At 39.4% G+C, this 23,613-nt stretch carries 20 protein-coding genes, 1 pseudogene and 1 riboswitch; of the genes and pseudogenes, 1 reads left to right on the forward strand and 20 read right to left on the reverse strand.

Annotation, left to right across the window (positions count from 1 at the left end; translation table 11 throughout):
* Window positions 1-827 precede the first annotated feature (827 nt).
* The 15 genes and pseudogenes from AC3ISB_RS14925 to pdxS form a co-directional block, all read right to left on the reverse strand.
* The gene (locus AC3ISB_RS14925; RefSeq protein WP_489273641.1) at window positions 828-1,727 is read right to left on the reverse strand and encodes a sulfite exporter TauE/SafE family protein; all 900 of its coding nucleotides are present in this window, start codon (window positions 1,725-1,727) and stop codon (window positions 828-830) included.
* Window positions 1,728-1,880: 153 nt separating this feature from the next.
* Entirely contained in the window at window positions 1,881-2,513 is a 633-nt protein-coding gene (locus tag AC3ISB_RS14930) for an NAD(P)-binding protein (RefSeq protein WP_098369553.1), read from the reverse strand.
* Window positions 2,494-3,255, reverse strand: coding sequence for a sirohydrochlorin chelatase (locus tag AC3ISB_RS14935; protein WP_489273642.1), 762 nt, complete (start codon window positions 3,253-3,255; stop codon window positions 2,494-2,496). The genes AC3ISB_RS14930 and AC3ISB_RS14935 overlap by 20 nt, the downstream gene beginning before the upstream one ends.
* Entirely contained in the window at window positions 3,255-4,031 is a 777-nt protein-coding gene (gene cobA / locus AC3ISB_RS14940) for a uroporphyrinogen-III C-methyltransferase (RefSeq protein WP_141994423.1), read from the reverse strand. Before cobA ends, AC3ISB_RS14935 begins: the two co-directional genes overlap by 1 nt.
* Before the next feature lie 19 nt (window positions 4,032-4,050).
* Window positions 4,051-4,266, reverse strand: a complete 216-nt coding sequence (locus AC3ISB_RS14945) for a DUF3906 family protein (protein WP_076369513.1) — start codon at window positions 4,264-4,266, stop codon at window positions 4,051-4,053.
* A 20-nt stretch (window positions 4,267-4,286) separates the two neighbouring features.
* Entirely contained in the window at window positions 4,287-5,912 is a 1,626-nt protein-coding gene (locus AC3ISB_RS14950; protein WP_489273643.1) for a nitrite/sulfite reductase, read from the reverse strand.
* 16 nt (window positions 5,913-5,928) lie between these two features.
* Complete coding sequence (gene cysC, locus AC3ISB_RS14955; protein WP_061463380.1) at window positions 5,929-6,528, reverse strand: adenylyl-sulfate kinase; 600 nt, start codon at window positions 6,526-6,528, stop codon at window positions 5,929-5,931.
* A 43-nt stretch (window positions 6,529-6,571) separates the two neighbouring features.
* Window positions 6,572-7,720 carry a sulfate adenylyltransferase gene (sat, locus tag AC3ISB_RS14960; RefSeq protein WP_141994425.1) on the reverse strand — a complete coding sequence of 383 codons (1,149 nt, stop codon included), beginning with the start codon at window positions 7,718-7,720 and terminating at the stop codon, window positions 6,572-6,574.
* A gap of 29 nt (window positions 7,721-7,749) precedes the next feature.
* A complete protein-coding gene (locus tag AC3ISB_RS14965) occupies window positions 7,750-8,454 on the reverse strand; it encodes a phosphoadenylyl-sulfate reductase (RefSeq protein ID WP_377412323.1) in 705 nt (234 codons plus the stop codon).
* 180 nt (window positions 8,455-8,634) lie between these two features.
* Complete coding sequence (locus tag AC3ISB_RS14970; protein ID WP_141994426.1) at window positions 8,635-8,778, reverse strand: YezD family protein; 144 nt, start codon at window positions 8,776-8,778, stop codon at window positions 8,635-8,637.
* Between the two features lie 163 nt (window positions 8,779-8,941).
* Window positions 8,942-9,050: riboswitch (SAM riboswitch) on the reverse strand.
* A 276-nt stretch (window positions 9,051-9,326) separates the two neighbouring features.
* Window positions 9,327-9,860 carry an NADPH-dependent FMN reductase gene (gene ssuE / locus AC3ISB_RS14975; RefSeq protein WP_141994427.1) on the reverse strand — a complete coding sequence of 178 codons (534 nt, stop codon included), beginning with the start codon at window positions 9,858-9,860 and terminating at the stop codon, window positions 9,327-9,329.
* Window positions 9,861-10,070: 210 nt separating this feature from the next.
* A complete protein-coding gene (locus AC3ISB_RS14980; protein WP_141994428.1) occupies window positions 10,071-10,658 on the reverse strand; it encodes a TetR family transcriptional regulator in 588 nt (195 codons plus the stop codon).
* Window positions 10,659-10,833: 175 nt separating this feature from the next.
* Window positions 10,834-11,579, reverse strand: a pseudogene (locus AC3ISB_RS14985) (SDR family NAD(P)-dependent oxidoreductase).
* A 156-nt stretch (window positions 11,580-11,735) separates the two neighbouring features.
* Window positions 11,736-12,335, reverse strand: coding sequence for a pyridoxal 5'-phosphate synthase glutaminase subunit PdxT (gene pdxT / locus AC3ISB_RS14990; RefSeq protein WP_141994430.1), 600 nt, complete (start codon window positions 12,333-12,335; stop codon window positions 11,736-11,738).
* 1 nt (window position 12,336) lies between these two features.
* Complete coding sequence (gene pdxS / locus AC3ISB_RS14995; RefSeq protein WP_098369544.1) at window positions 12,337-13,224, reverse strand: pyridoxal 5'-phosphate synthase lyase subunit PdxS; 888 nt, start codon at window positions 13,222-13,224, stop codon at window positions 12,337-12,339.
* A gap of 134 nt (window positions 13,225-13,358) precedes the next feature.
* Here pdxS and pdxR point away from each other — a divergent pair, with 134 nt between their 5' ends.
* Window positions 13,359-14,753: a MocR-like pyridoxine biosynthesis transcription factor PdxR gene (pdxR, locus tag AC3ISB_RS15000; protein WP_489273644.1), complete on the forward strand. Its 1,395-nt coding sequence runs from the start codon at window positions 13,359-13,361 to the stop codon at window positions 14,751-14,753.
* Between the two features lie 281 nt (window positions 14,754-15,034).
* Here pdxR and pabB read toward each other — a convergent pair whose 3' ends face one another.
* The 5 genes from pabB to pepF all read right to left on the reverse strand — a co-directional run bounded on the left by pabB (window position 15,035) and on the right by pepF (window position 23,552).
* Window positions 15,035-16,783: an aminodeoxychorismate synthase component I gene (gene pabB, locus AC3ISB_RS15005; RefSeq protein WP_489273645.1), complete on the reverse strand. Its 1,749-nt coding sequence runs from the start codon at window positions 16,781-16,783 to the stop codon at window positions 15,035-15,037.
* A 92-nt stretch (window positions 16,784-16,875) separates the two neighbouring features.
* Entirely contained in the window at window positions 16,876-17,898 is a 1,023-nt protein-coding gene (locus tag AC3ISB_RS15010) for an LLM class flavin-dependent oxidoreductase (protein WP_098369541.1), read from the reverse strand.
* Between the two features lie 93 nt (window positions 17,899-17,991).
* Window positions 17,992-18,990 carry an LLM class flavin-dependent oxidoreductase gene (locus AC3ISB_RS15015; protein WP_141994433.1) on the reverse strand — a complete coding sequence of 333 codons (999 nt, stop codon included), beginning with the start codon at window positions 18,988-18,990 and terminating at the stop codon, window positions 17,992-17,994.
* Window positions 18,991-19,277: 287 nt separating this feature from the next.
* On the reverse strand, window positions 19,278-21,524 hold the full coding sequence (locus tag AC3ISB_RS15020) for an AAA domain-containing protein (protein ID WP_489273646.1): 2,247 nt from the start codon (window positions 21,522-21,524) through the stop codon (window positions 19,278-19,280).
* Between the two features lie 231 nt (window positions 21,525-21,755).
* Window positions 21,756-23,552: an oligoendopeptidase F gene (pepF, locus tag AC3ISB_RS15025; protein WP_489273647.1), complete on the reverse strand. Its 1,797-nt coding sequence runs from the start codon at window positions 23,550-23,552 to the stop codon at window positions 21,756-21,758.
* Window positions 23,553-23,613: the final 61 nt, after the last annotated feature.

The following is a 23,613-nucleotide window of genomic DNA, read 5'->3' on the forward strand; positions in this document are numbered from 1 at the left end:
TTGATAACCGATCTCTCTCCATTCCCCCTCACTGGAATTATTAAGAAAAATGAATATCCTCTGAATGCCAAAATCTATACTTACCAGGACAACTCGGCATAAAGCAAAAACCTGCATGCCTTTAATCAAAGCTTGCAGGGATTCAAAATTAAAAGATATCTCAATCTTCATGTAATCACCGTCGGAAACGGCAGCCAGCTAATGGACATTAAAGCATGTAGCTGTTAGCATCCAATTTTCATGTAAGAAAGAGTTCATTCATTTCACTGGGGAATCTAGAGAAAGTGAAAGTGCTACGGGGAGGGTTACTTTGGAAGCAATGGCATGCGAAAGACCCGTTATTTCTTGTGGAAATCACTGATATTTTGGACGGTGAATAAGCCTCCATCAACCAAATGCCGTTGTTCAAACAGACAGGGATTTAAATTCGATAGTAAAAAAAATATAATACCGCTTATTATATGAAAGTAAGTTCAATCATTTGAACTTAAAGCAGGCCATAAATTAATGGTTCTGCTGCTGTTCTAAAATTATTCAAATCTCTTACGATGGCTGACTTTATTAAAGGGGATACTATTGATTCTTTGTTAGGAGAATAGACTGGGGGCTTAAATCTCACGATGATAAAGACAGTTAAAAAAATGGGGCCAGAAAATAAATGAAACTATTAAATAGGATCAAGAACCTTTATTAAAACAGCAACAACTTTAAAGTGGGAATCCAATTTGGCAAATGACTTTACTCGTAGGTATTTATGTACCTACGAGTTTTTAAGTTACGTTTCTGAATATGCTTTTGTGTATATTCGCTTCTTTCAAGCTCGGGAATCAGGAAACATTCTGCCGTTGTTCGATATGATCATGTTTTCTCGTATTGGACATCTTATTGATGGTAAGAAGAATTCCAGAAAGCCATATAATCACGATGCCTGTATAGATATATATATGGGCTTCAACCGGAATCCATGTAGCTAATAATGTTCTTACATTGATTAAGATAATGAAACCACCCACTAAAACACCCATTAATTGAGCAGGAAGCATCCTGACGAGCCAGGCTGCAATTGGTGCGGCAACCACTCCACCAATTATCAACGCTACGACCCAAAGCCAATTGACAGCTTCCCATCCGAGCGAAATGATAAAACCAAGACTTCCGAAGATAGCAATGGCAAATTCACTCGTATCTACAGTCCCTACGGCTTTTCTCGCCGTCATTCCTTTTTTTGACAATAAAACGGGCGTTGCAATCGGTCCCCAACCGCCTCCGCCTGTTGCATCACAAAAGCCTGCAAAAAGGCCTAACGGAATGGATTGTTTTGCGGTCAATGGCTTTACGATTTCATTTTCCTTCGACGGTTTAAAAATAAATAAAAAGCGGAATAAAACGTATACACCTAGGCCAAATAAAAATATGGCAATATACGGTTTAGCTAATTCGGCTGGCAGGTTGCTCAGGAAACATGCACCTACAAATGCACCAACTGAACCTGGAATGATCAAGCGATAGACCATATTTTTATCCACGTTCCCAAACTTTATATGTGAAGCTCCGGATACTGCTGTGGTCACTACTTCCGATAAATGAACGGATGCTGATGCTACTGCAGGGGCGATCCCGAATGTCAGCAATAAGGACGTGGAACTCACTCCATACCCCATTCCAAGCGAACCATCGATTAATTGGGCTAAAAACCCGATAAAGGCCAAAACGATTAACTTTTTCATGACATTCCCCTTTTTTCATTAAAATAGAACCTATATAACATCACCCGATGGAACCGTTTGCCTTTAAAAATCATTTAGATTTCCATTAAGACACAAAGAGGCACCTAACCAAAATGAAATGACATGTTGGTTAGGTGCCTTCAGTTTTTCTGATCAGCCCAATGATATATTTTCTTCGGTTTCTACTGGTAAAAGCCTAGCTAAAAAACGATATCTTTCTTTCAGGGAATATTTATAAATATCCTCTATTGAATCTTTCAGTAACTTAGATTTTTCCTCTTTTGAAAATGAACCATTTTTTATAATCATCCTTGCTTCAAAAAGGAATTCAAGATATTCTTCATATGATTCATCATATACTTTACCTAGATCATTCCGAATTTTTTTTGCGAGTGTTGGGCTTGCTCCATTGGTAGAAACACTTATGGAAAGCATGCCTCTATTCAATGTCGCCGGTATATGAAAATTACCCAGCTCATGATTACTGATTACGTTCACCAACTGACTTTTGGATGCATTCTCGTACACTCGTTCATTAACTTCAGTCGAATTTGTTGCAACGATGATTAAAAACGCATCTTTATAGTCAGTTTCTTCCACTTCTTTAAGTAAAACTTGAATCTTACCTTCTTTCTCCAACAGTTGAAAACCTGTGCAAATCTCGGGGCTTACGACGGTCACTTCAGCACCAGCTTCCAATAATGGGCCCGCTTTAAAGTAACCTATTTTACCACCGCCGATGATGATACACTTTCTGTTCTCAATATTAAGCGTAATTGGATACATAAGCTCCCTCCCCACTCACTTCATGAATTCGTTCCGATATGGCTTGTTCAATCTTTGGGTGATAACCTAGATATCGGCAAAGTATGAAATTCTGCTTACCCTTTTTTTGAATCTTTTTTATTCCATTTTCGATGGACTGCATTAAGAGACCGGTAAACAATAGGTAAGGAATGATAAATACTAAGTTTGGTCGAGATTCCTCTGCGAATTCCAATGCTTCTCCAAAGCTTGGTGTAGCAGCTGTCAAATAACACTCTTGCACACGGATTTTTGGAAACCTGTTCCTTAGCAAATCGGCCAATCGAGACAAATCCCTTTTCACGTCGGGATCACTGCTGCCCCTTCCAACCAATAAAACTAAGGAATCCTCCGTAACCCTTACATTTGTTTCCTCCAACCGTTCCACTAAAATGTCAACCATTTTATCACTGACACCAATTGGCCTTCCGTATTTCAAGTCAACGGCTGGGTACCGTTCTTTCATTTTGTTCAATATGACTGGAATATCATGTTTTGCATGTACAGCTGTTAGCAATAGAACTGGAATGGCAATGATTCTTGTCGCACCTTTTTTTACGCATCGTTCGTACGCCTCTTCAATCGTAGGAGTTTCCAATTCCAAGAAGCAATACTCCTGAATGGAACTTGGCTGTGCTTGCATACAAACTTTAATAAAATCAATGGCTTGGGCTGAAGCTTCTTTAACACGGCTGCCATGGCAAATATATAAAATGGCTTCCATTAAAATGCCTCATTCGCCAACAAATTTTCGGTTTGTTTTCCTTCAAACCATTTGATTTTTTCTCGTAAATTAACGACATCGCCCACGACTATCATACAAGGATTCGAAATCTGTTCGTTATTGGCCGTTTCCACTACATTAGCCAAAGTACTGACAGCTGTTTTTTGCGTTTTTAATGTCCCCCAATGAATAAGGGCTACAGGAGTCTCTGGACTTTTTCCATGCTCCAAAAGTTTTCCTTGAATATATGGCAGGTTTTTAACACCCATGTAAATGGCTAATGTATCGATTCCTTTTGCAAGGGATTCCCACTTGATATTGTCCTCTTCATCCTTTTTCCGATGACCGGTAATAATTGCAAAAGATGAAGCATGGTCCCTATGTGTAACTGGAATTCCCGCATAAGCTGTAGCGGCGATACCAGCCGTAATTCCTGGAACGATTTCAAAGCTCACGCCACTTTTGGCAAGGGCTTCCGCTTCCTCCCCGCCTCTCCCAAAGACGAATGGATCGCCGCCTTTCAAACGGGTGACTATTTTTCCCTTTTTTGCATATTTGACCAGGAACCGATTGATGGTATCCTGCTGCAATAAATGATAATCCGGCAGTTTACCGCAATTAATCAGCTCTACACCGTCTTTTGCATGATTCAAAAGTTCTTTATTGACAAGTCGATCATATAAAATGACATCAGCTTCTTGAATGCATTTTAATCCTTTTAATGTAATTAAATCTGGATCTCCGGGACCGGCTCCTACTAGATATACTTTCCCCATTTATGCAACCTGCCTTCCCTTAGAGAATCGTTTCGAATTCCGATAAAACGAAACCTGCTCCATTTTTAATTTTCTTTTTTTCATATAATGAGATGTCATCCACTTCAGGCATTTTCAAAAAATGTTTTTCCAGCTCGATATCAACAAGTTCAAACGCCTTTTCATCCGAATCGGCAACAATGATGACATGGATTGGTTTTTCCTTGATAGTGACTTCGAAACGGTATAGATTCATGGATTGCTTACCTTCCCCTATTAAACGGCCACTTCCGTTAATATATCATCAAGCTTACTTTGTAACTGCGATATCCCTACCCTTTCCACAAAATCAAGAAAGGTTTCTGATAGAAGTTTTGTTTCTTTGAAAAATAGGATCAGTTCTTTCAGAACATGATAGAGCTGTTCAGCTTCCACTTTTCCTTTAAGTTTTTCATTGAACTTACCGCCTTCATTCAGCGTTCCTCCGACGTATATCTCAAAAGCTTCGACCATCTTTTTGTCCTGGTTTTTCATTTTTATGCCTTGAAGCCCTATTTCAGCGATGGCTCTTTGACCGCAATTATTCGGACAACCGACCATATGCATCCTTACAGGTACATCGAGATCTATTTCCTTGTCCAATGATTCAGATATGGTCCTCATTCGTTTTTTTGTTTCAACGAGTGCCAGGTTACAATACTCGATGCCTGTACAAGAAACGGAATAACCAATGAATTTTTTTGGTTGATATGGAAATCTTTCAAAGATGGATTCCTGTTTTAATTCCTCAAGTTTTGCATCCGGCACATTTGGAATGATTAGATTTTGAGAATTACAGTTTCGGATTTCACCATTTCCATATCTCTTCGCAAGTTCGGCAAACTCAATCACTTCGTCTGGATTTAGACGACCAACTGGTATATTGACTCCAACATAATTCAGACCATCTTGCTTTTGTTTATGGATGCCGTAGAAATAGCCTGCATTCCATCCCTTCACCGCACTTTCACCCTTTTCAGGAAGCGGACCGGTGTACTCCAGCAATTTTTCCTTGAATTGTTCAGGACCCCAATCAGCGACAAGGAATTTCAAACGCGAGCGATGACGTTTTTCACGGTACCCAAAGTCACGGAATATCGTCGTGATGGCGGCCGCTACTTCGACTGTTTTTTCAGGTAAAATGAATAAGTCAAGTTCTTCTGCCAGCATCGGAACGGAGGATAGCCCACCGCCTACTTTCACGTGAAAACCAACTTCCGTTACTCCATCAATTACTTTAGTGGCTGGATTGAATGAAACACAGTTGATTTCAGCATTTGAAGCATTATGGATATTAGCACTAATGGACATTTTATATTTCCTAGGAAGGTTCGAATAGTCTTCGTTAAGGCGGAAATACTCAAATACATCATAAAGTACTTCGCGTGTATCAAAAAGTTCGTCAGGATCGATGCCTGCCAATGCATTACCGATGATATTACGTGTGATATCACCACATGCACCGGCCGTAGTCAGTCCAACCTTTTCCAAACGGTTTAAGATATCCGGGACTTGTTCGATGGTCAACCAGTGGAATTGAATGGCTTGACGGGTTGTAATATCATATACATCCCTCCCATAATCTTTAGCGATGTTAGCTAGAGTTATCTGTTGATCATAAGACAGGATACCTCCGGGAATAACGACACGCATCATCCAGTAACCAGCTTCTTTTGGCCGTTGCAGGTATAGACCTGCCCACTTGAACATATCCCAATTCTCTTTAGGGATGGAATCAAAACCATTTGCAGCGTAATGTGGAATATCAGCGAATATCTTCAATCCGTCTTTTTCCAATTTCCAGATTTCCGTTTTATTTTTAGCGATTAGTGGATTTTCCGACCAAAATTTCTCGTAAACCATTACATTTCCTCCTTGATTAGATCGCTTTCTTTGCTGTCAAATAGCCGATTACCTGTTCAACGCACTCTTCAATGCTATATTGGTCGGATTCTAAAATGATTTCCGGTTGTTCTGGTTCTTCGTAAGGAGAGTCGATTCCGGTAAAATCTTTAATGATTCCTTTACGCGCCTTGTCATAAAGACCTTTTGGATCACGCACTTCGCACTCTTCGATCGGACACTTTATGTATACTTCAATAAACTCCCCTTCTTCGAGTAAATCACGTACAATCTGCCGATCTGCCCTGAATGGGGATATGAAGGCGGTCAATACGAACTGCCCACTATCCACGAATAACTTAGAAACCTCACCGATTCGCCTAATATTCTCGGTTCGATCCTCTTCAGAAAAACCTAAATCTTTGTTTAAACCGTGGCGGATATTATCACCATCCAAAACATAACTTCGAATATTCCGATTATATAACTCTTTAGCGACCGCGTTAGCAATCGTTGATTTTCCGGATCCCGAGAGCCCTGTAAACCATAGAACTGTGCTTTCATGCCCGTTTTGCTTCCGGCGGAGCTCCTTGGTCAATGACGTTTCATGCCAAGTGACATTCGTACTTTTACTCATATAATAATCCCCCTCTTCATGTGATCCTTCAATTTATGTCCAATCAGTTAAAAACTTCATTCTTTTTTAGACCTTCGATCAACACCTCGATGACCTCTTTACGGCTAAAGGTAGCTGGAGGAATTTCTCCATTACGCAACATTTCCCTAACCTTCGTTCCAGACAGGATGACATGGTCTTCCTTCCCGTGCGGACAAGTTTTAGCGGAAGCCATATTGCCACATGCTTTACAGTAAAAACTATGTTCAAAGAATAATAACGTGATCCCTAACTCATCGGCGTTAAAATTCCCAAAGATTTTTTGAGCATCATATGTGCCATAATAATCGCCCACACCCGCATGATCACGTCCGACGATAAAATGGGTGCAACCATAATTTTTACGGACCATCGCATGGAAAATGGCTTCTCTAGGTCCTGCATAACGCATGGCAGCAGGGAAAACTGCAAGAGAGACGCGATCCTTAGGATAATATTTTTCAAGCAGCACTTTATAACTTTCCATTCTTACATCTGCCGGAATGTCATCGGATTTAGTGGCACCTACGAGAGGATTTAAGAATAAGCCGTCGACAATCTCCAATGCTGTCTTTTGAATGTATTCATGTGCACGGTGAACAGGGTTCCTCGTTTGGAAACCAACAACCGTTTCCCATCCTTTTTCAGCAAAAGCTTTCCTTGTCTCGACCGGGTCCAGATAATTAGCTTGAAATAGCGGACGTTCTATTCTCTTAATCAACTTTATTTCCCCGCCGACATATACATCACCGCGGTTATATAAATTTTTCACTCCGGGATGCTTCTCATCATCCGTTTGATATACTAATGTCGCTTCCAATTGCTTATCCGGAGTGTAAATATCGGAAACGGTGAGAACCCCGTATGTTTCACCTTCATGAGTCAACTTTACTTCTTCACCTATAGTAAGGGTTTCTGCAGTTTCTTCGGTCAAAGGCAGCGTAATCGGGATGCTCCATACATGTCCGCTACTAAGCCTCATATCCTTGACCACTGCCTCATAATCACTTTTTGTAAAGAATCCTTTAATCGGACTGTAGGCACCAGTGCCTATCAATTCAAGATCACTCAAAGCAATTTCATCGATTTCGATTGATTTTGTTAATTTACTAAAATCATATTTTGGTTCCCAAAGATCAATTAATGTTCCTCCGTGCGGTAAACTGATTGTCATGCTAAATTCCCCCTATGGTTTCTATTTATTTATGATAAATGCAATCCGCATTCCGTTTTTTGGGCTCCTTGCCAACGGCCTGAGCGTAAATCATCTGCATTGAATGCAGGTGCTGTACACGTTTTACATCCAATGCTCGGATATCCATTATCATGCAGGATATTATATGGAAGTCCGTTTTTGTGGGCGTAGCGCCAAACATCTTTCCATGTCCAATGTATGAGTGGACATACTTTAACTGACTTGAACTTATTATCCTTATTGATATACTCGGTTAAGGCCCTTGTTTCGGATTGCTCCCTCCGCAGTCCCGAAAGCCAGGCTGTTGCCGTTGAAAGCACATCGGTAAGCGGTATGATTTTACGGATGTTACAGCACTTATTGGAATCACTAAGCCATAATTCATCCCCATATTCCGCTGCTTGCTCCTCAAGCGTCAAGGCCGGTTTCTTCATTTCGATCAAAAGCTTTGGATAGCGCTTTTTCACTTGCTCGATCAATTGGTAAGTCTCCTCAAAATGAACATCTGTATCAAGGAAAACAATTTTTGCCGAAGGGTTGACCTTCGCCAATAAATCCGTAAGCACGATGCCTTCAATACCAAAACTGCAAGCATAAATCAGTTTGCTTCCATAATGGTCATTCGCCCATTGCAGAACTTCCAAAGCACCTTTTGTTTCACTGTCTTCAGGAAATACAGGGAATTCCCCTGTATTGAAATTTTCATAGTTTATTAATCCAGCCAACTTTGTAGCCCCCTCTAAAAACTTGCTGTATCAGGTTAGAGTAACTGTTGATCAATACCCGTTTAAACTTCCCCAGTTTATTTGATTCTAGGAAAAAGAGACGAATCTAACCAATACTCTCTTTATATCAGTTAAACCCGCCTCTAGTTTTTCTAGTCAGCAGATACCTTATTTAATTCTTAATTTTTCATTTCTTTCCATTTGAATGATTTTACCATCCTGGACAATAAGTGTAATGGATCCATATTTCATTGAATTAAGCATTTCTTGAAGTCGTTCAAATATTTCTTCAAGCTGATTCTCTTTTTCCAAACCAGTTCCTCCTTTAAGAAAATCCGCGAATATTTTATTTTCAACGCTGATTAAAAAAATTTCTTAGATTTATATAATTCCATACAACCTTACATTGTTATGGTTTGCCTCAAAAAAAACAAAAATCTTTCCATGATGGAAAGATCCCAAGGTAAATATCTTTACCTTATCTTCCAAAATGATTAACATTTTGTTGGAGGTAGCACCTTGCATCCATCATGCAGGTTGCTGGACTTCAAAGGGCCAATTCCCTCCGTCGCTCTGGATAAGTTTTATTATTTTAAATATTAACATATATTTAATCCTTGTCAATGGAGTTTTCTTATAAAATAACTTGGTTTAATATTATGGATGAACTGTTATTTTTATACACACTATTCAATTTATGATTTTATGTTCATATAAATAAGAAAATAGACTTGTCTTTTTAGATAAGGTCTCCAAAAAAATAAGTCTATTTTCATAAAAAGCCTATTATTGTCGTATATCCTTACTTTAAAAAAATTCTCGAATTTCAGTCCTTTTGAAGAGGGGATTACTTGAAGTCATTAATTTCTTAACTGTATCGCTTCTACAAATTCTTGAACTTGACTCTGGACGCGATCAATTAAATGCGAATCATTAATCGGTTTTTCTGAATTCTGTTTATCTATTTCCTTATCAACAAAATAAATGCCCTGCAGCGGCTCGCCTTTTAATATTGAAATTAATGGTTTAAGCGCATAGTCAATCGCCAATAGATGCCTGTTACTTCCACCAATCATGATTGGCAGAACTGGCTTACCCTTAAAAGCACCTTCTGGCAGCAAATCAATCAAGGCTTTCAATACACCTGTATAAGAAGCCTTATAAACCGGTGAACCAATAATAATTCCTCTAGCTGCTTGAATTCTCTCTGAAAGCTTTAAGATATCTTCGCTATTATATTTCCCTTGAAATAAATCATCTGCTGAGAAATCCGTAATTGAGAAATAAGCTGTGGTAAATCCTTCGTTTTCGACTAATGATTGAATATGTTTTAGTGAAATGTCCGTTCTTGATGGTATAGCAGGACTTCCTGATAAAATTACGATATCGCTCATTTAAAACCCCTCCTATGTTACATGTTTTAAAGATAAAATCTTCGTAAAGCATTTCGTGCAGCATGATTTTATCGTAATAGTCTGAAAAATATAAGTCAAATCTTACACTCGGGTTTAATGAATTCACTAGTTGACTTCATCGACTCTGAATGAAAATAAAACGGTCATATTTGCGGCTTGATGCTCATGCCCTTCAATATGACCGTTTCATTATGTATGATTTTGTTTACCATGAATACCATATACCAAAAGTTGAGCAATGCTCTTAATTCGTTCAGAAGTAAAATATGGCTCCTTTTTTTGTTGATGGATCTCATAATGTGTGGATAATGCCAATGTAAAAGAAATGATCCCCACATTAAATAGGATAATATCAGAGATATATTGTATCTCTCCGCTATCTATTCTCTTCTGTATTTCAATATGCTTGGCATTTGGCTTGAAAATCTGATCTACATATTGCTTTGAAATATCTTGATCGAATTGTGTTTCCCTAAATAATATCGAAAACTGTTCTTTATTTTCAAGAATTTTTTTTATCATGGTGCAAACATGATTCTCAACTAGTTCATCCGTAGATAGATGGCTAGTCCCATCTTCGGATTCTTCTTTTTCATTAGGGGTAATTGTAGCCAAAAGCAAATCTTTTTTGCTGTCAAAGTATTTATAAATAGTAGCTTCGGAAACATTGCAAGCAGAGGCAATTTCATTCGTTCTTGTCATGTCAAAACCTTTAGTGGCAAAAAGAGTCCGGGCTACATTTATGATTCGTTCTTTGGTTTGCTGCCCTTTTTTCAAAAATATCAACCTTCTTTTATAAAGATAAGACCGGTTTCACCAATCTATTTTCCATGATATCTCGATGGTATCAATCGGTCAACATATTACCTTTGATCTATTAGAATTCAATATTCCCATATATCATTAATAGAAAACATCGTCTGATTGGGACGATGTTTTCTCTTTCAGAAAATCACTTAAAAGATGCATAGCCATCATCGACCATGACTACACTTCCATTGATTGCATCCGCTTCCTCTAACGATAATAGATAGACGGCATTTGCAATGGCTTCTGGCTTAATTAATTTACCGCGCATTTGACTTGCATTCAATTTATCGATGATTCCCATATCTTTATAGCCTTGTATGATAGGAGTGTCAACCCCGCCTGGCGCAATGCCCACTACGCGTATGCCATAAGCACCCAATTCCAAAGCTGCTGTCTGTGTCATCATTCTTACAGCGCCTTTAGTTGCCTGATAGGCAAAAGTCCCATGGGAAGCTAAGTAGCCAAACACGGAAGCGGTATTTATAATGACTCCCTTGTTATCTAGCTCCTTCATTTTCCGTCCTGCTGCCATGATTCCAAAGGCAACTCCGTGCTGGTTCACTTCAATCGTTTTGAAGTAACCCTCCATATCTGATCGAGGATCATACCGCCTGCACCAATGCCGGCATTATTAAACATGATATCGATCCTTCCATATGTTTGCACTGCTTTATTGATTAACGATTCAACATCTTCCTGCTTAGATACATCCGTTTTAACAAAAATGGCCTCTCCACCATCCGCTTTTATCTGTTTAACAGTTTCCTGTCCCATTTCTTCATTAAAATCCGCAACGACGACCTTATCCTCCTTTGCTGCGAATTTCAAGCATGTTGCTCGGCCAATTCCGCTTGCTCCTCCTGTAATAACTGCAACTCTTGCTGTCATTTCCATTCACCTCTCACCACTAAAAATTAAGTAAGTGATTACTTATTTTTTTCATTATAAAAGTAAAGAATATTGAATTCAAGCAATATGTATTTTTATAGTGTTATGAGCATTCAAAAATTGAAGCTGTCCTATTAATAGGACAGCTTCATTTGTTTAGCAGGTTTTCAATTCGACCTTACTTACGGAGGTCTTCACCATTTCAATGAAAAGTTGCAGAAAACGATCATCACCTGTTAATTCTGGATGAAACGCACTGACAAGGACATGGTCTTGTCTTGCAGCCACTACATTCTCTTCATAAACAGCCAATATTTCTACACCTTCTCCAATTCCATCAGCAAATGGCGCCCGGATGAATACAGCCTTATAAGGGTCTTCCATTCCTTTGATTGATAGTTCAGCCTCGAAACTATCCCGTTGACGTCCAAATCCGTTCCGTTTCACGGAAATGTCCATTAGTCCAAGATAGGCCTTCTCATCGCCAGTCAATTCATTGGCCGCCAATACCATCCCTGCACATGTACCGAAAATAGGTTTTTTACCTTCGAAGAAAGTTTTGATCGGCTCCATAAATCCATAACGATCCATTAGCTTCCTCATCGTGGTGCTTTCTCCGCCTGGAATGATCAAGCCATCGATTTCCAGCAACTGTTCCGGTTTTTTTACTATAATTGCTTGTTCGCCGGCAGCTTTGATTTGGTTCAAGTGTTCTTCAACTGCTCCCTGTAATCCCAAAACACCGATAGTTATCATATTACCATCCACGTTCCTGCATCCGTTCTGCCGGAGCTAGTTTGGAAATATCAATTCCTTTCATTGCACTGCCCAACTCTTTGGATAGGCGGCCAATCAATTCATAATTGGTGAAATATGTAGTAGCTTGAACGATTGCCGATGCGAATTTTTCTGGATTTTCAGATTTAAAAATACCAGAACCCACGAAAACGCCATCTGCTCCCAATTCCATCATCAGTGCTGCATCTGCTGGAGTGGCAATTCCGCCAGCTGCAAAGTTAACTACAGGCAATTTACCTGTGCGTTTGATTTCTCTTAAAATTTCATAAGGGGCCCCAATATTTTTTGCCTCTGTCATTAATTCATCATCACTCATGATGCTCACTTTACGAATTTGTGACTGTACCTTTCTCATATGACGCACAGCTTCCACAATATTCCCAGTACCTGGTTCTCCTTTTGTACGAAGCATTGATGCTCCTTCACCAATACGGCGTGCAGCTTCGCCTAAATCACGGCATCCACAAACGAAAGGTACGGTGAAATCACTTTTTAGAATATGGTATTCTTCATCAGCAGGAGTCAGCACTTCACTTTCATCGATATAATCGACTCCCATGGATTCAAGTACCCTTGATTCAACAATATGGCCAATCCTTGCTTTAGCCATGACCGGGATGGACACTGCATTCATTACTTCCTCGACAATTCGCGGATCTGCCATTCTAGCTACCCCGCCAGCCGCACGGATGTCGGAAGGAACCCTTTCCAATGCCATGACAGCGACAGCACCTGATGCTTCTGCGATTTTTGCTTGTTCAGCGTTAATGACGTCCATTATTACGCCACCCTTTTGCATTTGTGCCATTCCTCTTTTTACTGTGTCAGTTCCTAATAATTTTTCCATTTCTCTTCCCCCTAATATTTGCATTTTTTAGATTTGTTAGATTTAGTATAAAAAATAGTTGACCGCATTGAAAGTGTCAGTTTTAATAAATTTAATGGGGTCAGTATTAATTTTTTATAAAAGGTGGAAACAAAATGAATATGCTTTCTTGTGATTTAAATCGGTTAAGTGAAATACCTTTGTACGAACAATTATATTCACATATTAAAAAAGAAATCATTGATGGCCGTCTTCTTTACGGTACAAAGTTACCTTCCAAACGGAAATTGGCAGAGTTCCTTCAAATAAGTCAAAATACTGTCGAGACTGCATATGAACAATTGACTGCTGAAGGTTACGTTGAAGTCATCCCAAGAAAAGGGTACTATATTCAAACATTCGAGGATTTAGAGTATACACAAGCTAACCAAGTATCCTTGGAAAAAAACAATCATAAAGAAGGGGAATTACTGTATCATTTTCATCCCAGCCAAATTGACACGGAACACTTCCCATTTGAAAAATGGAGAAAATACACGAAAAGCAAAATCGATGAATCACATCAAGATCTTCTTTTACTGGGGGATTCTCAAGGGGAATATGAACTACGATGTGAAATTGCCCATTATTTGTATCATGCACGTGGCGTACAATGTGTTCCCGAACAGATCATCATTGGTGCAGGAATGGAGATTTTATTGCAGCAGCTTGTCCTTCTATTCGATAAAAATGCCATCTATGGTGTTGAAGATCCTGGGTATCACTTGATTCACCGGATTTTACGCAGCTACCCAAATGAAGTCCATCCCCTTCAAATTGATGAAGAAGGCGTAAAGGTTAACCAAATTGAAGATTCAAAGATCGACGTCGTGTATGTCACTCCCTCACATCACTTCCCAAATGGGACGATCCTATCCGTTAACAGACGGACGCGATTGTTGAACTGGTCCCAAGGGGCAACAAACCGCTATATTATCGAAGACGATTATGATAGTGAATTTCGTTATAGTGGAAAAACAATTCCTTCCTTACAAAGTATGGATGCTGGTGAAAAGGTGATTTATTTAGGGTCGTTTTCCAAATCATTGATGCCATCGATTCGGATCAGTTATATGGTTCTTCCCGCTCCATTGTTACAAATCCATCAACAGGAATTATCTTTTTACCATTCCACCGTTTCTCGGATTGATCAGCATGTGTTAACACAGTTCATGAAGGAAGGGGATTTCGAAAAGCATTTGAATCGAATGAGGAAAGTTTACCGTCGCAAATTGGATAAAGTGATTGATCTGTTTAAACCACATAAGCAAATAAAGATCATTGGTGAACGGTCAGGATTGCATATCGTCCTCATCGTTAAGAACGGCATGGATGAAGAGACACTTATTCAAAAGGCAAATGAAAATCATATTAAAATTTATGGACTATCGACATATTCTATTGAAAAAATTGACGAAAACCCTCCAAAAATCATATTGGGCTTTGCAGGGATCCCTGAATCCGAATTGGAAAAGGCCATTCACCTTTTATTGTTCTCATGGGGTTTATAAAGAAAAAAGAAGTTCACTTTCGTGAACTTCTTTAAGTTTGTCGAACAAAATGAGGTCCCTTTCATGATTTTAATACAAGACTTTTATTTGTGATGAAACCACAATAGGTTGAAGAAATTTGCGAGACTCCTGCCGAATGTATTCCAATACTCATTCCTAATTTCCGGTTGAATCGTCAGCATTCGAATATTTTTTTAAAAAAGCTCCTTGTATTCATCACTCGCAAGCATTCTATAAACTGCAATAAAGATTTCAATTTTCACTTTTTACGAATAATCAGCTTAGAAAGTTAAATTCACTTTTAATTTCCCTCGCACGCTATTAATAAACCAAATTTCCTCAGCGTTATTTAGGTCATCCTTTGAAATGGGTTTTTCTTTGATTTCCTTCTTCCTGATCAAGTCTTGACGAAATGTTCCAGCAAGGAGACCTGAGTCCACAGGAGGGGTATAGAGGTCACCATTTAACTTCACCACTACATTTCCGTTCGTGAATTCGGTGATGAATCCTTCTTCATTCCAAAGCAGAACATCCTGGAAGTCGGGATTATTCATTTGAAAGCCTTCATATACATCACGATTGGTGGTCTTATGAAATAGAAATGGATTTGCACTTGATATTGGAGTTTCAGCCAAGATGGCCGTAAATTCTGAATCAAGGGGCTTGATTGCTTGTCCGGAGACTTCAATTTCACCATTTTCATTAAGTAGTACCCTTACCTTTTGCAACGTCCCATGGTTTAATTCCGCATACTTTTGGAGTCGATCTCTTACATACAATTCAGAGAATCGGTAATTGAAGTAATCAGCGGATTGTTTCATCCGATCGATATGATCATTCAACAAATAATATTCGCCATCCTTAAGTTTCATCGATTCCAATAGTTTGTAAGCAGGCCTTTCCACCGTCAATAATTTGGCTTTTAAAAAAGCTTCGTCATATTCTTCCAATAACTCGGAATCCCAAGTGATTCCCCCGCCTACCCCATACTCAGCTTTCCCTGTTGCCTCATCGATCACGACTGTACGAATCGGTACATTAAAAACGGCTTCGGATTCAGGGGTGATAAACCCGATTGCACCGCAATAAACTTCACGTGGTGAATTCTCGATATCAGCGATGATCTCCATCGTTTTTATTTTAGGTGCACCTGTTATCGATCCACATGGAAAAAGTGCCTTGAATATATCAATGATTGTTGTTTCGGGATTCGTATCGGCTGTAACCGTGGATGTCATTTGCCAAACGGTCGGATATTTTTCAATTGCCTTAAGCTGTGGAACCTTGACGCTTCCAGGTTCTGCAATCACTCCCAAATCATTTCTGAGCAAGTCCACAATCATGTAATTTTCAGCCTGATTCTTTTCCGAGGCTGCTAACCAGTCTGCATTGAGCTGATCCATTTTCAGTGTCGTTCCCCGTTTTACCGTTCCTTTCATTGGACGAGTAATCAGCTGACCATCTTCCCAACGGAAAAACAACTCGGGTGAAGCCGATAGGATTCGATGTGTCCCCACATTCAAATATGCACTATAGTTCGAGCGTTGGGCTCTCTTCAAGCGATTAAAGAAAGCGAAGTCATCTCCTTCGAACTGGGATTGCAAACGCATCGTATAATTGACTTGATACGTATTGCCTTTCTCGATTTCGGATTTTATTCTTTGAAACCCGGAATGATAGGTATTTGAATCCGTTTCTGATTGCCATTCAGCTAAATTAAAAGCCCCTGTCATTTTTTCAGGTAATTCTTCTTCCGGTTTATCAAAAATCCCGAACCATAATAACGGCATCTTGGCTCCATCTTTTACTTTAAAAGATTTTTCAAAAGCAGGTGCCGCTTCATAGGAAACATATCCCGCTGCATAATGCCCCTGTTGAATCGCTTCCTGGACTTTTTGGAATTGGGGAAGGACATCCCCAATTGAATGGGCGGTGAACACTTTTTTCGGGTTCGTAAAATAAAGAGGCCGGCTGTCACCTTGTTTATCTGTGAAGTGAAATATTAAGGATAAAGGATCTTCTCTTTTCATTCTTCTCTCCTAACTTTGTTTATGAAGACAATCGGTATGTATTTTATAAAAAAGCTTGCAGACACGTAATCTGCAAGCTCATTCTTTGACACTTATTTCATTCCAGTAACTTCTGCAATGATTTCATAAGAACGAAGGCGTGCATCCTGATCATAAATGGCAGAGTTTATAATCATTTCATCCGCCTGTGTTTCATTTAAAAATGACTGCAACTGCTCTTTAACCTCTTTTGGATTTCCTATAATGGAAGCGTTCAGCTGCTTCATGACAATGGCCTTTTCATATTCTGTCCAAAGGCCTTCCATCGTATCAACTGGAGGAGCAAGTTGACCAGGCGTGTTCCGTATCAAATTCAAGAACTGCTGTTGATAAGATGTAGCAATCCTTTGCGCTTCTTCCGTAGTATCAGCTGCAAATACATTGATACCAACCATGACATAAGGTTTATTGAGAACGTCGGATGGTTGGAAATTATTGCGGTAACGAGCTAAAGCTGGTTGAGTATTTTCAGGGGAAAAATGGCTTGCAAATGAAAATGGCAATCCCAGCTGTGCTGATAATGCTGCACTGAAGCCGCTTGAACCAAGCAGCCAAATCGGGATATCCTGTCCTTCGCCAGGTATGGCGCGAACACGATTATGTTTAGAATCCGCATCTAAATAGCTACGGAGCTGTGCCAATTGTTCAGGAAAATCCTGTCCGTTATTACGTACATCACCCCGGAGTGCCATGGCTGTAAATTGGTCGCTTCCCGGAGCACGCCCCAGTCCTAAATCTATTCTACCAGGATACATTGCTTCCAATGTTCCAAATTGTTCTGCGATAACCAGCGGTGCATGATTCGGTAGCATTATGCCTCCAGATCCCACACGAATCCTTTCCGTCCTACCTGCAACATAGCCTATAAGCACTGACGTTGCAGAGCTTGCAATCCCAGGCATGCTATGGTGTTCTGCAACCCAGAAACGGTTGTAATTCCATTGCTCCGCATGTTTAGCTAATTCTACTGTATTTTTAAAAGCTCCCGAAACTGTACCACCCTCAACGATAGAAGCCAGATCCAGAACGGAAAAAGAAATGTCGCTAAGTTTTTTTGCATGTTGATCAGCATTCATATCTTCATCTTCTTTCTTTCAATTATGATTAATTGGACGCAAAGCCATCATATAGAAAATGTACACAAAATGCACTTAAAATGCTCGCACGGATTAACTGTTAAGAATTTCCCTGGCAATCAAACGAAACGAATTAAGCCGATCCTCCAACTTATGAGTGATGGTTATCAGCATGATTTCATCTGCTTGATATTTCTCCTGAATCTCCAAAAGATGATACTTCACTTGTGAAGGCGTACCATAAATCAGTTTTTTATCCATGGTCTCCATCAATGCTTTTTCTTTTTCAGTCCAATCATGGTTCCTTACTTCTTCTATACTTGGAACCTGCTTTCTTTCCCCTTGTCCACTTTGAATTTTCCATAGAATGTTGCTAAGAGCGATTTCTTTCGCACGTTCCTCCGTTTCTGCGCATATGGCCGAAACCGTAACGATCGTTTTAGGTGCTTTAAGTAACCCTTTTGTTTGAAAGTCCTCACGGTACTGGTGAAAACTCTGCACGCCATCACTTTCACTCATGAATTCACCAAACGCATATGCAGTTCCATTCTCAGCGGCAAGTTTTGCACTTTTCCCGCTTGTTCCCAATATCCATGGTTCAGGCGGTACCATTGGGATAGGAGCAGCTGAGACATTTGAAAAAGGATGTTCTTTCGGAAATTCATCTCTTAGAAAATACAACAGTTCTTGAACAAGTTCTGGCATTTTGTAAACATTCTGAAGAAAATTATCGGATAATGCCATCGTTGCTTCGGCAGATCCACCAGGAGCACGCCCCAGTCCTATATCAATCCGTCCTGGGAAAAGTGTTGCAAGCATATTATAAGTCTCTGCTATCCTATATGGCTTATAATGCGGAAGCAGCACTGCCCCTGATCCAATCCGGATTTTTTTTGTTTGTGCACCAATGTAGCTTATCAAAACCTCTGGAACGGAACAGGCCAATCCCGGCAGATCATGATGTTCAGTTAACCAGATTCTGCTATAACCAAGTCTATCCCCTTCTTGCGCTAGTTGTAATGATGCCTGCAATGCTTCTTGTGCTGACTGTCCGGATGCAATTGGGGATTGATCCAAAATGCTCAGTTTCATTTTGTTACCGCCTTTCTTGCCTTTCGTAACTTAATGGTAAATCATAACTAGTCGAAAGTCGCTTGAAAAGCTTGCTTTGTTTTTTTAGTTTGCAGCCTTTAACGGAAATTATAAGGAGTTGAAACTAAATTGGGGAGTAGAAGTGAATAATATATTCTAGCGAGGTGTTTGATATAATACATTAATTGTGCAGGTGACTTAAGGAGTCATTTCATCACTTATTCTATCGAGGTTTTTTTTGAATAAACACAAATGAAGAAAAGCCCTTTTTAAGGGCCTTTCCGAAGCTATTCACTTTTTTTGAATTGAGATAGTAATTCATCCGCCATTATTTGCGAATCCAAACGAGCCGCTATAAACGGGGGCTGGACCCGATTATTGGACTCTACGGGCAAACCTAGCCAGACAACTCTTTTATCAAAGATGATAAAGGAAAAAGAAACAGGTGAACAAATAAAATGATCAGCGCTGATATCAGGGTTTCTTTTTGCTGAAATGATCGTCAATTTCACTGCAGGGTTTCGTTTCATTAAATATTGCTGCCATTCTTCTGACAAACTGTTCAAATCCGGAACAGCGATAACCATCTCTTGTTTTGTTGATTCAACATCTTCCTGAAAGTCCCCCAATTTACGGGCATGCATCCATTTCAATCTCGGGTGCTGGTGTTTAACCCATTTTCCAATGTCTTTCTTTGATACAATCTGATCATTTTGAATTTGATGATCAACAAGCTGACGAAGTGTTTTGCTGCGATAAACGTGTTTGTTAACAAATGAAGTGTCACATACATGTACGAACTTACCCTTAGTCCTTGTTATGGCTACATTAATGAGCCTTTCACTTTCTCTCCCTGTCAATAACATTCCAGCCCTGTTTTGCGGATAACTATCAACAGTGTCAAAGATCATCATCTCACGTTCACTTCCTTGGAAACGATGTACAGTTGCAGCGATGATATCCGCCGTTTGCCGTTCTTTCTCATATAAATCATCCAATAGTTTTTCCATCAAGTCTGCCTGAGCACGGTAAGGGGCAACATAACCAATTGACCTTGATCCGCCCATATAAGCTTCATGAATCAGTTGAAAAGATAAAAGCAATTGCCATAAATTCATTCTAGAGTGGGATGTCCGTTCAGTGATGCAATATTCCCCTGCTAAGCTAGTATCAAGAAGTACTGCTGCCTTATTGGCAAACGGTTCCGACAGCATTATGCCCTCCCTGCTAGTCGCAACACTTTTATGATCGCCAACAAAATTGTTATAGACGACACGATTAGTGAATGCTGAAATATCCGGATGCATGCGGCGCTGTTCCTTTAATAGGAATAAATGAGGATGGAGTTCTCCTTCTTCAACAGACTGGGCGACGTCGGCCCGATGAAATATGTCTTCCTTCAGCCAAAGTTTCACGAGGGAATCACGAGCCGAAGCTATAGGTGGCAATTGTTTGAAATCACCACAAACGATAATATGTTTGGCTAACGCTGCAGCAAAAGCTACCTGAGGTACGTAAGCCATACTCGCTTCGTCCAAAATAACCAGATCATACTCTTTTTGATAAACCGTTTCATCATTTGCGGCTTTAGCTAAGGTCGTCCCGATAACTTTTGCTTCTTTTACGAATTGAATCTCTTTTTGGCGGATTTTCTCCAAGACCTTGGCCAGCTTTTTCTCTATCTCAATTAATTGATCTGTATCCCTTTTACTGAATGACCCTGCCAAGTCATACTTTAATAGACGTTTCTCTTCGCCAAGCTCTTCTTTTTCTTTAACTAATGTCGGTTCATGTTTACCTAATAATTGCCCTGTAACAATATCATCATGGATGGCTAGTGATTCACCGATTTGAGATCCATAGCGAAGCACATCGCCTTCTTTGAAACGATCTTTCTTTTTAATAAATGATGAAATTTCAGCCATCAAAACATCGACAGCCTGGTTGCTATGTGACAAAACCAGAACTTTTTTATCTTGTAAATAATGATTGGCTACTGTACGAGCCAATGTATAGGTTTTTCCTGTACCAGGGGGTCCCCAAACAAAAGTAACAGGATTGAACTTCGAGCGCGCATATAATTCTTTCACACTGCTTTGATTTTCATTTAAAGGATGTTTTTGCGGCATGGACGGATCCATCAGTCGCTTGATCCGAAGCCTTTTCCTTTTGCTTCTCTTGATTTCATCCAAGCGGACAATCAATTGTTCCAGCAATTCCCAAGGATCATGATATAAAAAGGCTTCACCGATCATATCGCCTAACGAACGATCAAAAACAATGATTATACTTTTCCCCTCTGATGAAAGGATTCTTCCATCCTGTTTAATCCCTCCCCATTCCAGTCGAACGAGGGAACCGACAGGGATTTTTATCGATGAACCTGTTTCAAAATAATAATTGAAAGAACCGTCACTTGTAAGCAGATGGCCGTTTGAAACCAGGTATTTTGTGCTGCCATACTTTTTCAAATGCAGGATCTCAAGTTGAAGTGCCTGCTGCCATTCTTTTATATAATTTACTGTCGAATTCATTTTTCACTTTCCTCACAAAATATGCCATTGAAGTACAAAGAAACTGGCCCATTGGCTAGGCTCCGATGTTTAAAAAACGCTGTCACCATGACTTTTTTCGCGAATTACCTGTTTCTTCAGCATATAAAATAAGGCCCAATCTATTGATTGGGCCTTTCCTACGCCAATGTTTTAACTATAGCATTTTTTATAACATCATACCATGGGCTCTTTTGGAAGAAATGGTTTAGATTAGCCTTCTGTCAAATCAGTGAATTGATCGACCAGATCACTGAAAATCTTCATTGCATTTTCGATTGGATCAGGTTTAGTTAAATCTACGCCTGTTTTCTTAAGCAGCTCCAATGGGAAATCAGAACTCCCGCTTTTCAAGAAAGTCAAATAACTTTCAAGTGTTTTTTTGTCCCCAGAAAGGATCTTATCAGCGATAGTAATGGCTGAAACGTAACCAGTAGCATATTTGTAGACATAAAACGGACGATAAAAGTGCGGGATGCGTGACCAGCCATACTTCACTTCTTCATCGAAAATTATTTCATCTCCATTATAAGCACGAAATATCGATTCATAGGCTGTATTAAAAACCTCGGCATTTAGGGGTTCATCATTTTCAGCTTTTTCATGTACGATCTTTTCGAACTCCGCAAACATCACCTGTGTGAAGAATGTTCCTTTAAAACTATCTATGAAATGGTTAAGTAAGTGTTTTTTCTTCTGTACATCTTTTGTAGTCTTAATTAAATGGCGAATTAAAAGGATTTCATTCACAGTGGAAGCAACTTCAGCGACAAAAATGGAATACCCAGCACTTATTTGCGGTTGGTATTTTGAGCTATAGTATGAATGCATGCCATGTCCAGATTCATGTGCAAGTGTAAATACACTGTCTAAGTCATCACGGTGATTTAATAAGATGAATGGGTGAACACCATAAAGTCCTATATTGTAAGCACCTGAACGTTTTCCAGGTGTTTCCCTGACATCGATATATCTTTTTTCCTTAAACGTTTTCAGAATTGTGATATACTCTTCGCCAAGAGGTTTCAGCGCTTCCACCATCAAAGAAAAACCATCATCGTAAGAAATCTCCTCTTTAGCGCCTTCGACTAATGGTACACTTAAATCATAGGCACGCAATTCTTCTACACCCAGCAATTTTTTTCTTAAATGAATATATTTATGCATGGGTCCGATATTTTGCTTAGTAGACATAATCAAATTATCATAAACCTCTTTTGGAACTTGATCTCCAAATAATGATTTTTCCAAGGCAGATGGATAATTTCTTAGTTTTGACAGATTCACATTATTCTTGATTGCTGTGGAAAGTGTGGAAGCGATTGTATTCTTCAATTGTACATATGGCTGATAATAGGCGAAATAGGCCTCTTTTCTTTTATCGCGATCATCGTCTTCAATCAATTTGGAATACAATCCTCGCGTCAGCTCTACCCTCTCGCCGTCTTCATTCGTAACTTCCCCAAATTTAATATCAGTATTGTTTATCATCCCGAACGTTTTTTGAGGTGCTGAAAAGGCTTCGCCTATTTGGGAAAGCACCTCTTCTTGTTCTTTCGTTAACACATGGGCTTTATAGCGGAAGGAATCCAGTAGATCCTCCTCAAAATATTTCAAACCCTCGATTTCTTTTATGTACCCTTTTAATGTTTGTTCTTCCAGGCTCAAAAGAAACGGCATGAAAAATGCAGAAGCATTACTTATTTTCTGCCCTAACTTACCAGCCCGATCCAGTAATGCTTGTGATGTGGTTACCCGTGTATCCAAATCCGCTTGCAGCATGGCAAAAACATATAGCTTGTTATAAATGTACCCAAGTTCCTCACTTAATCGTAAATACTCGAACAAATCTTGAGCCGACTGAATATGTCCATCGTAAGTTTTTAATTTTTCTGTCATCTTCAGGACTTCTTGAAAATCATTTTCCCAATTAGACTGATCATCGTAAATATCCTTTAAGTTCCATGTTTCTTCTATTTTTATTTCGTCACGTGATTTAAACGTTTGCATATTGTCTGCACTTCCTTTCATGCTTATAGGCTTACTCTTTATTATAATCGACTTTCAGAAA

This window comes from Peribacillus sp. GL_122, assembly GCF_057835005.1.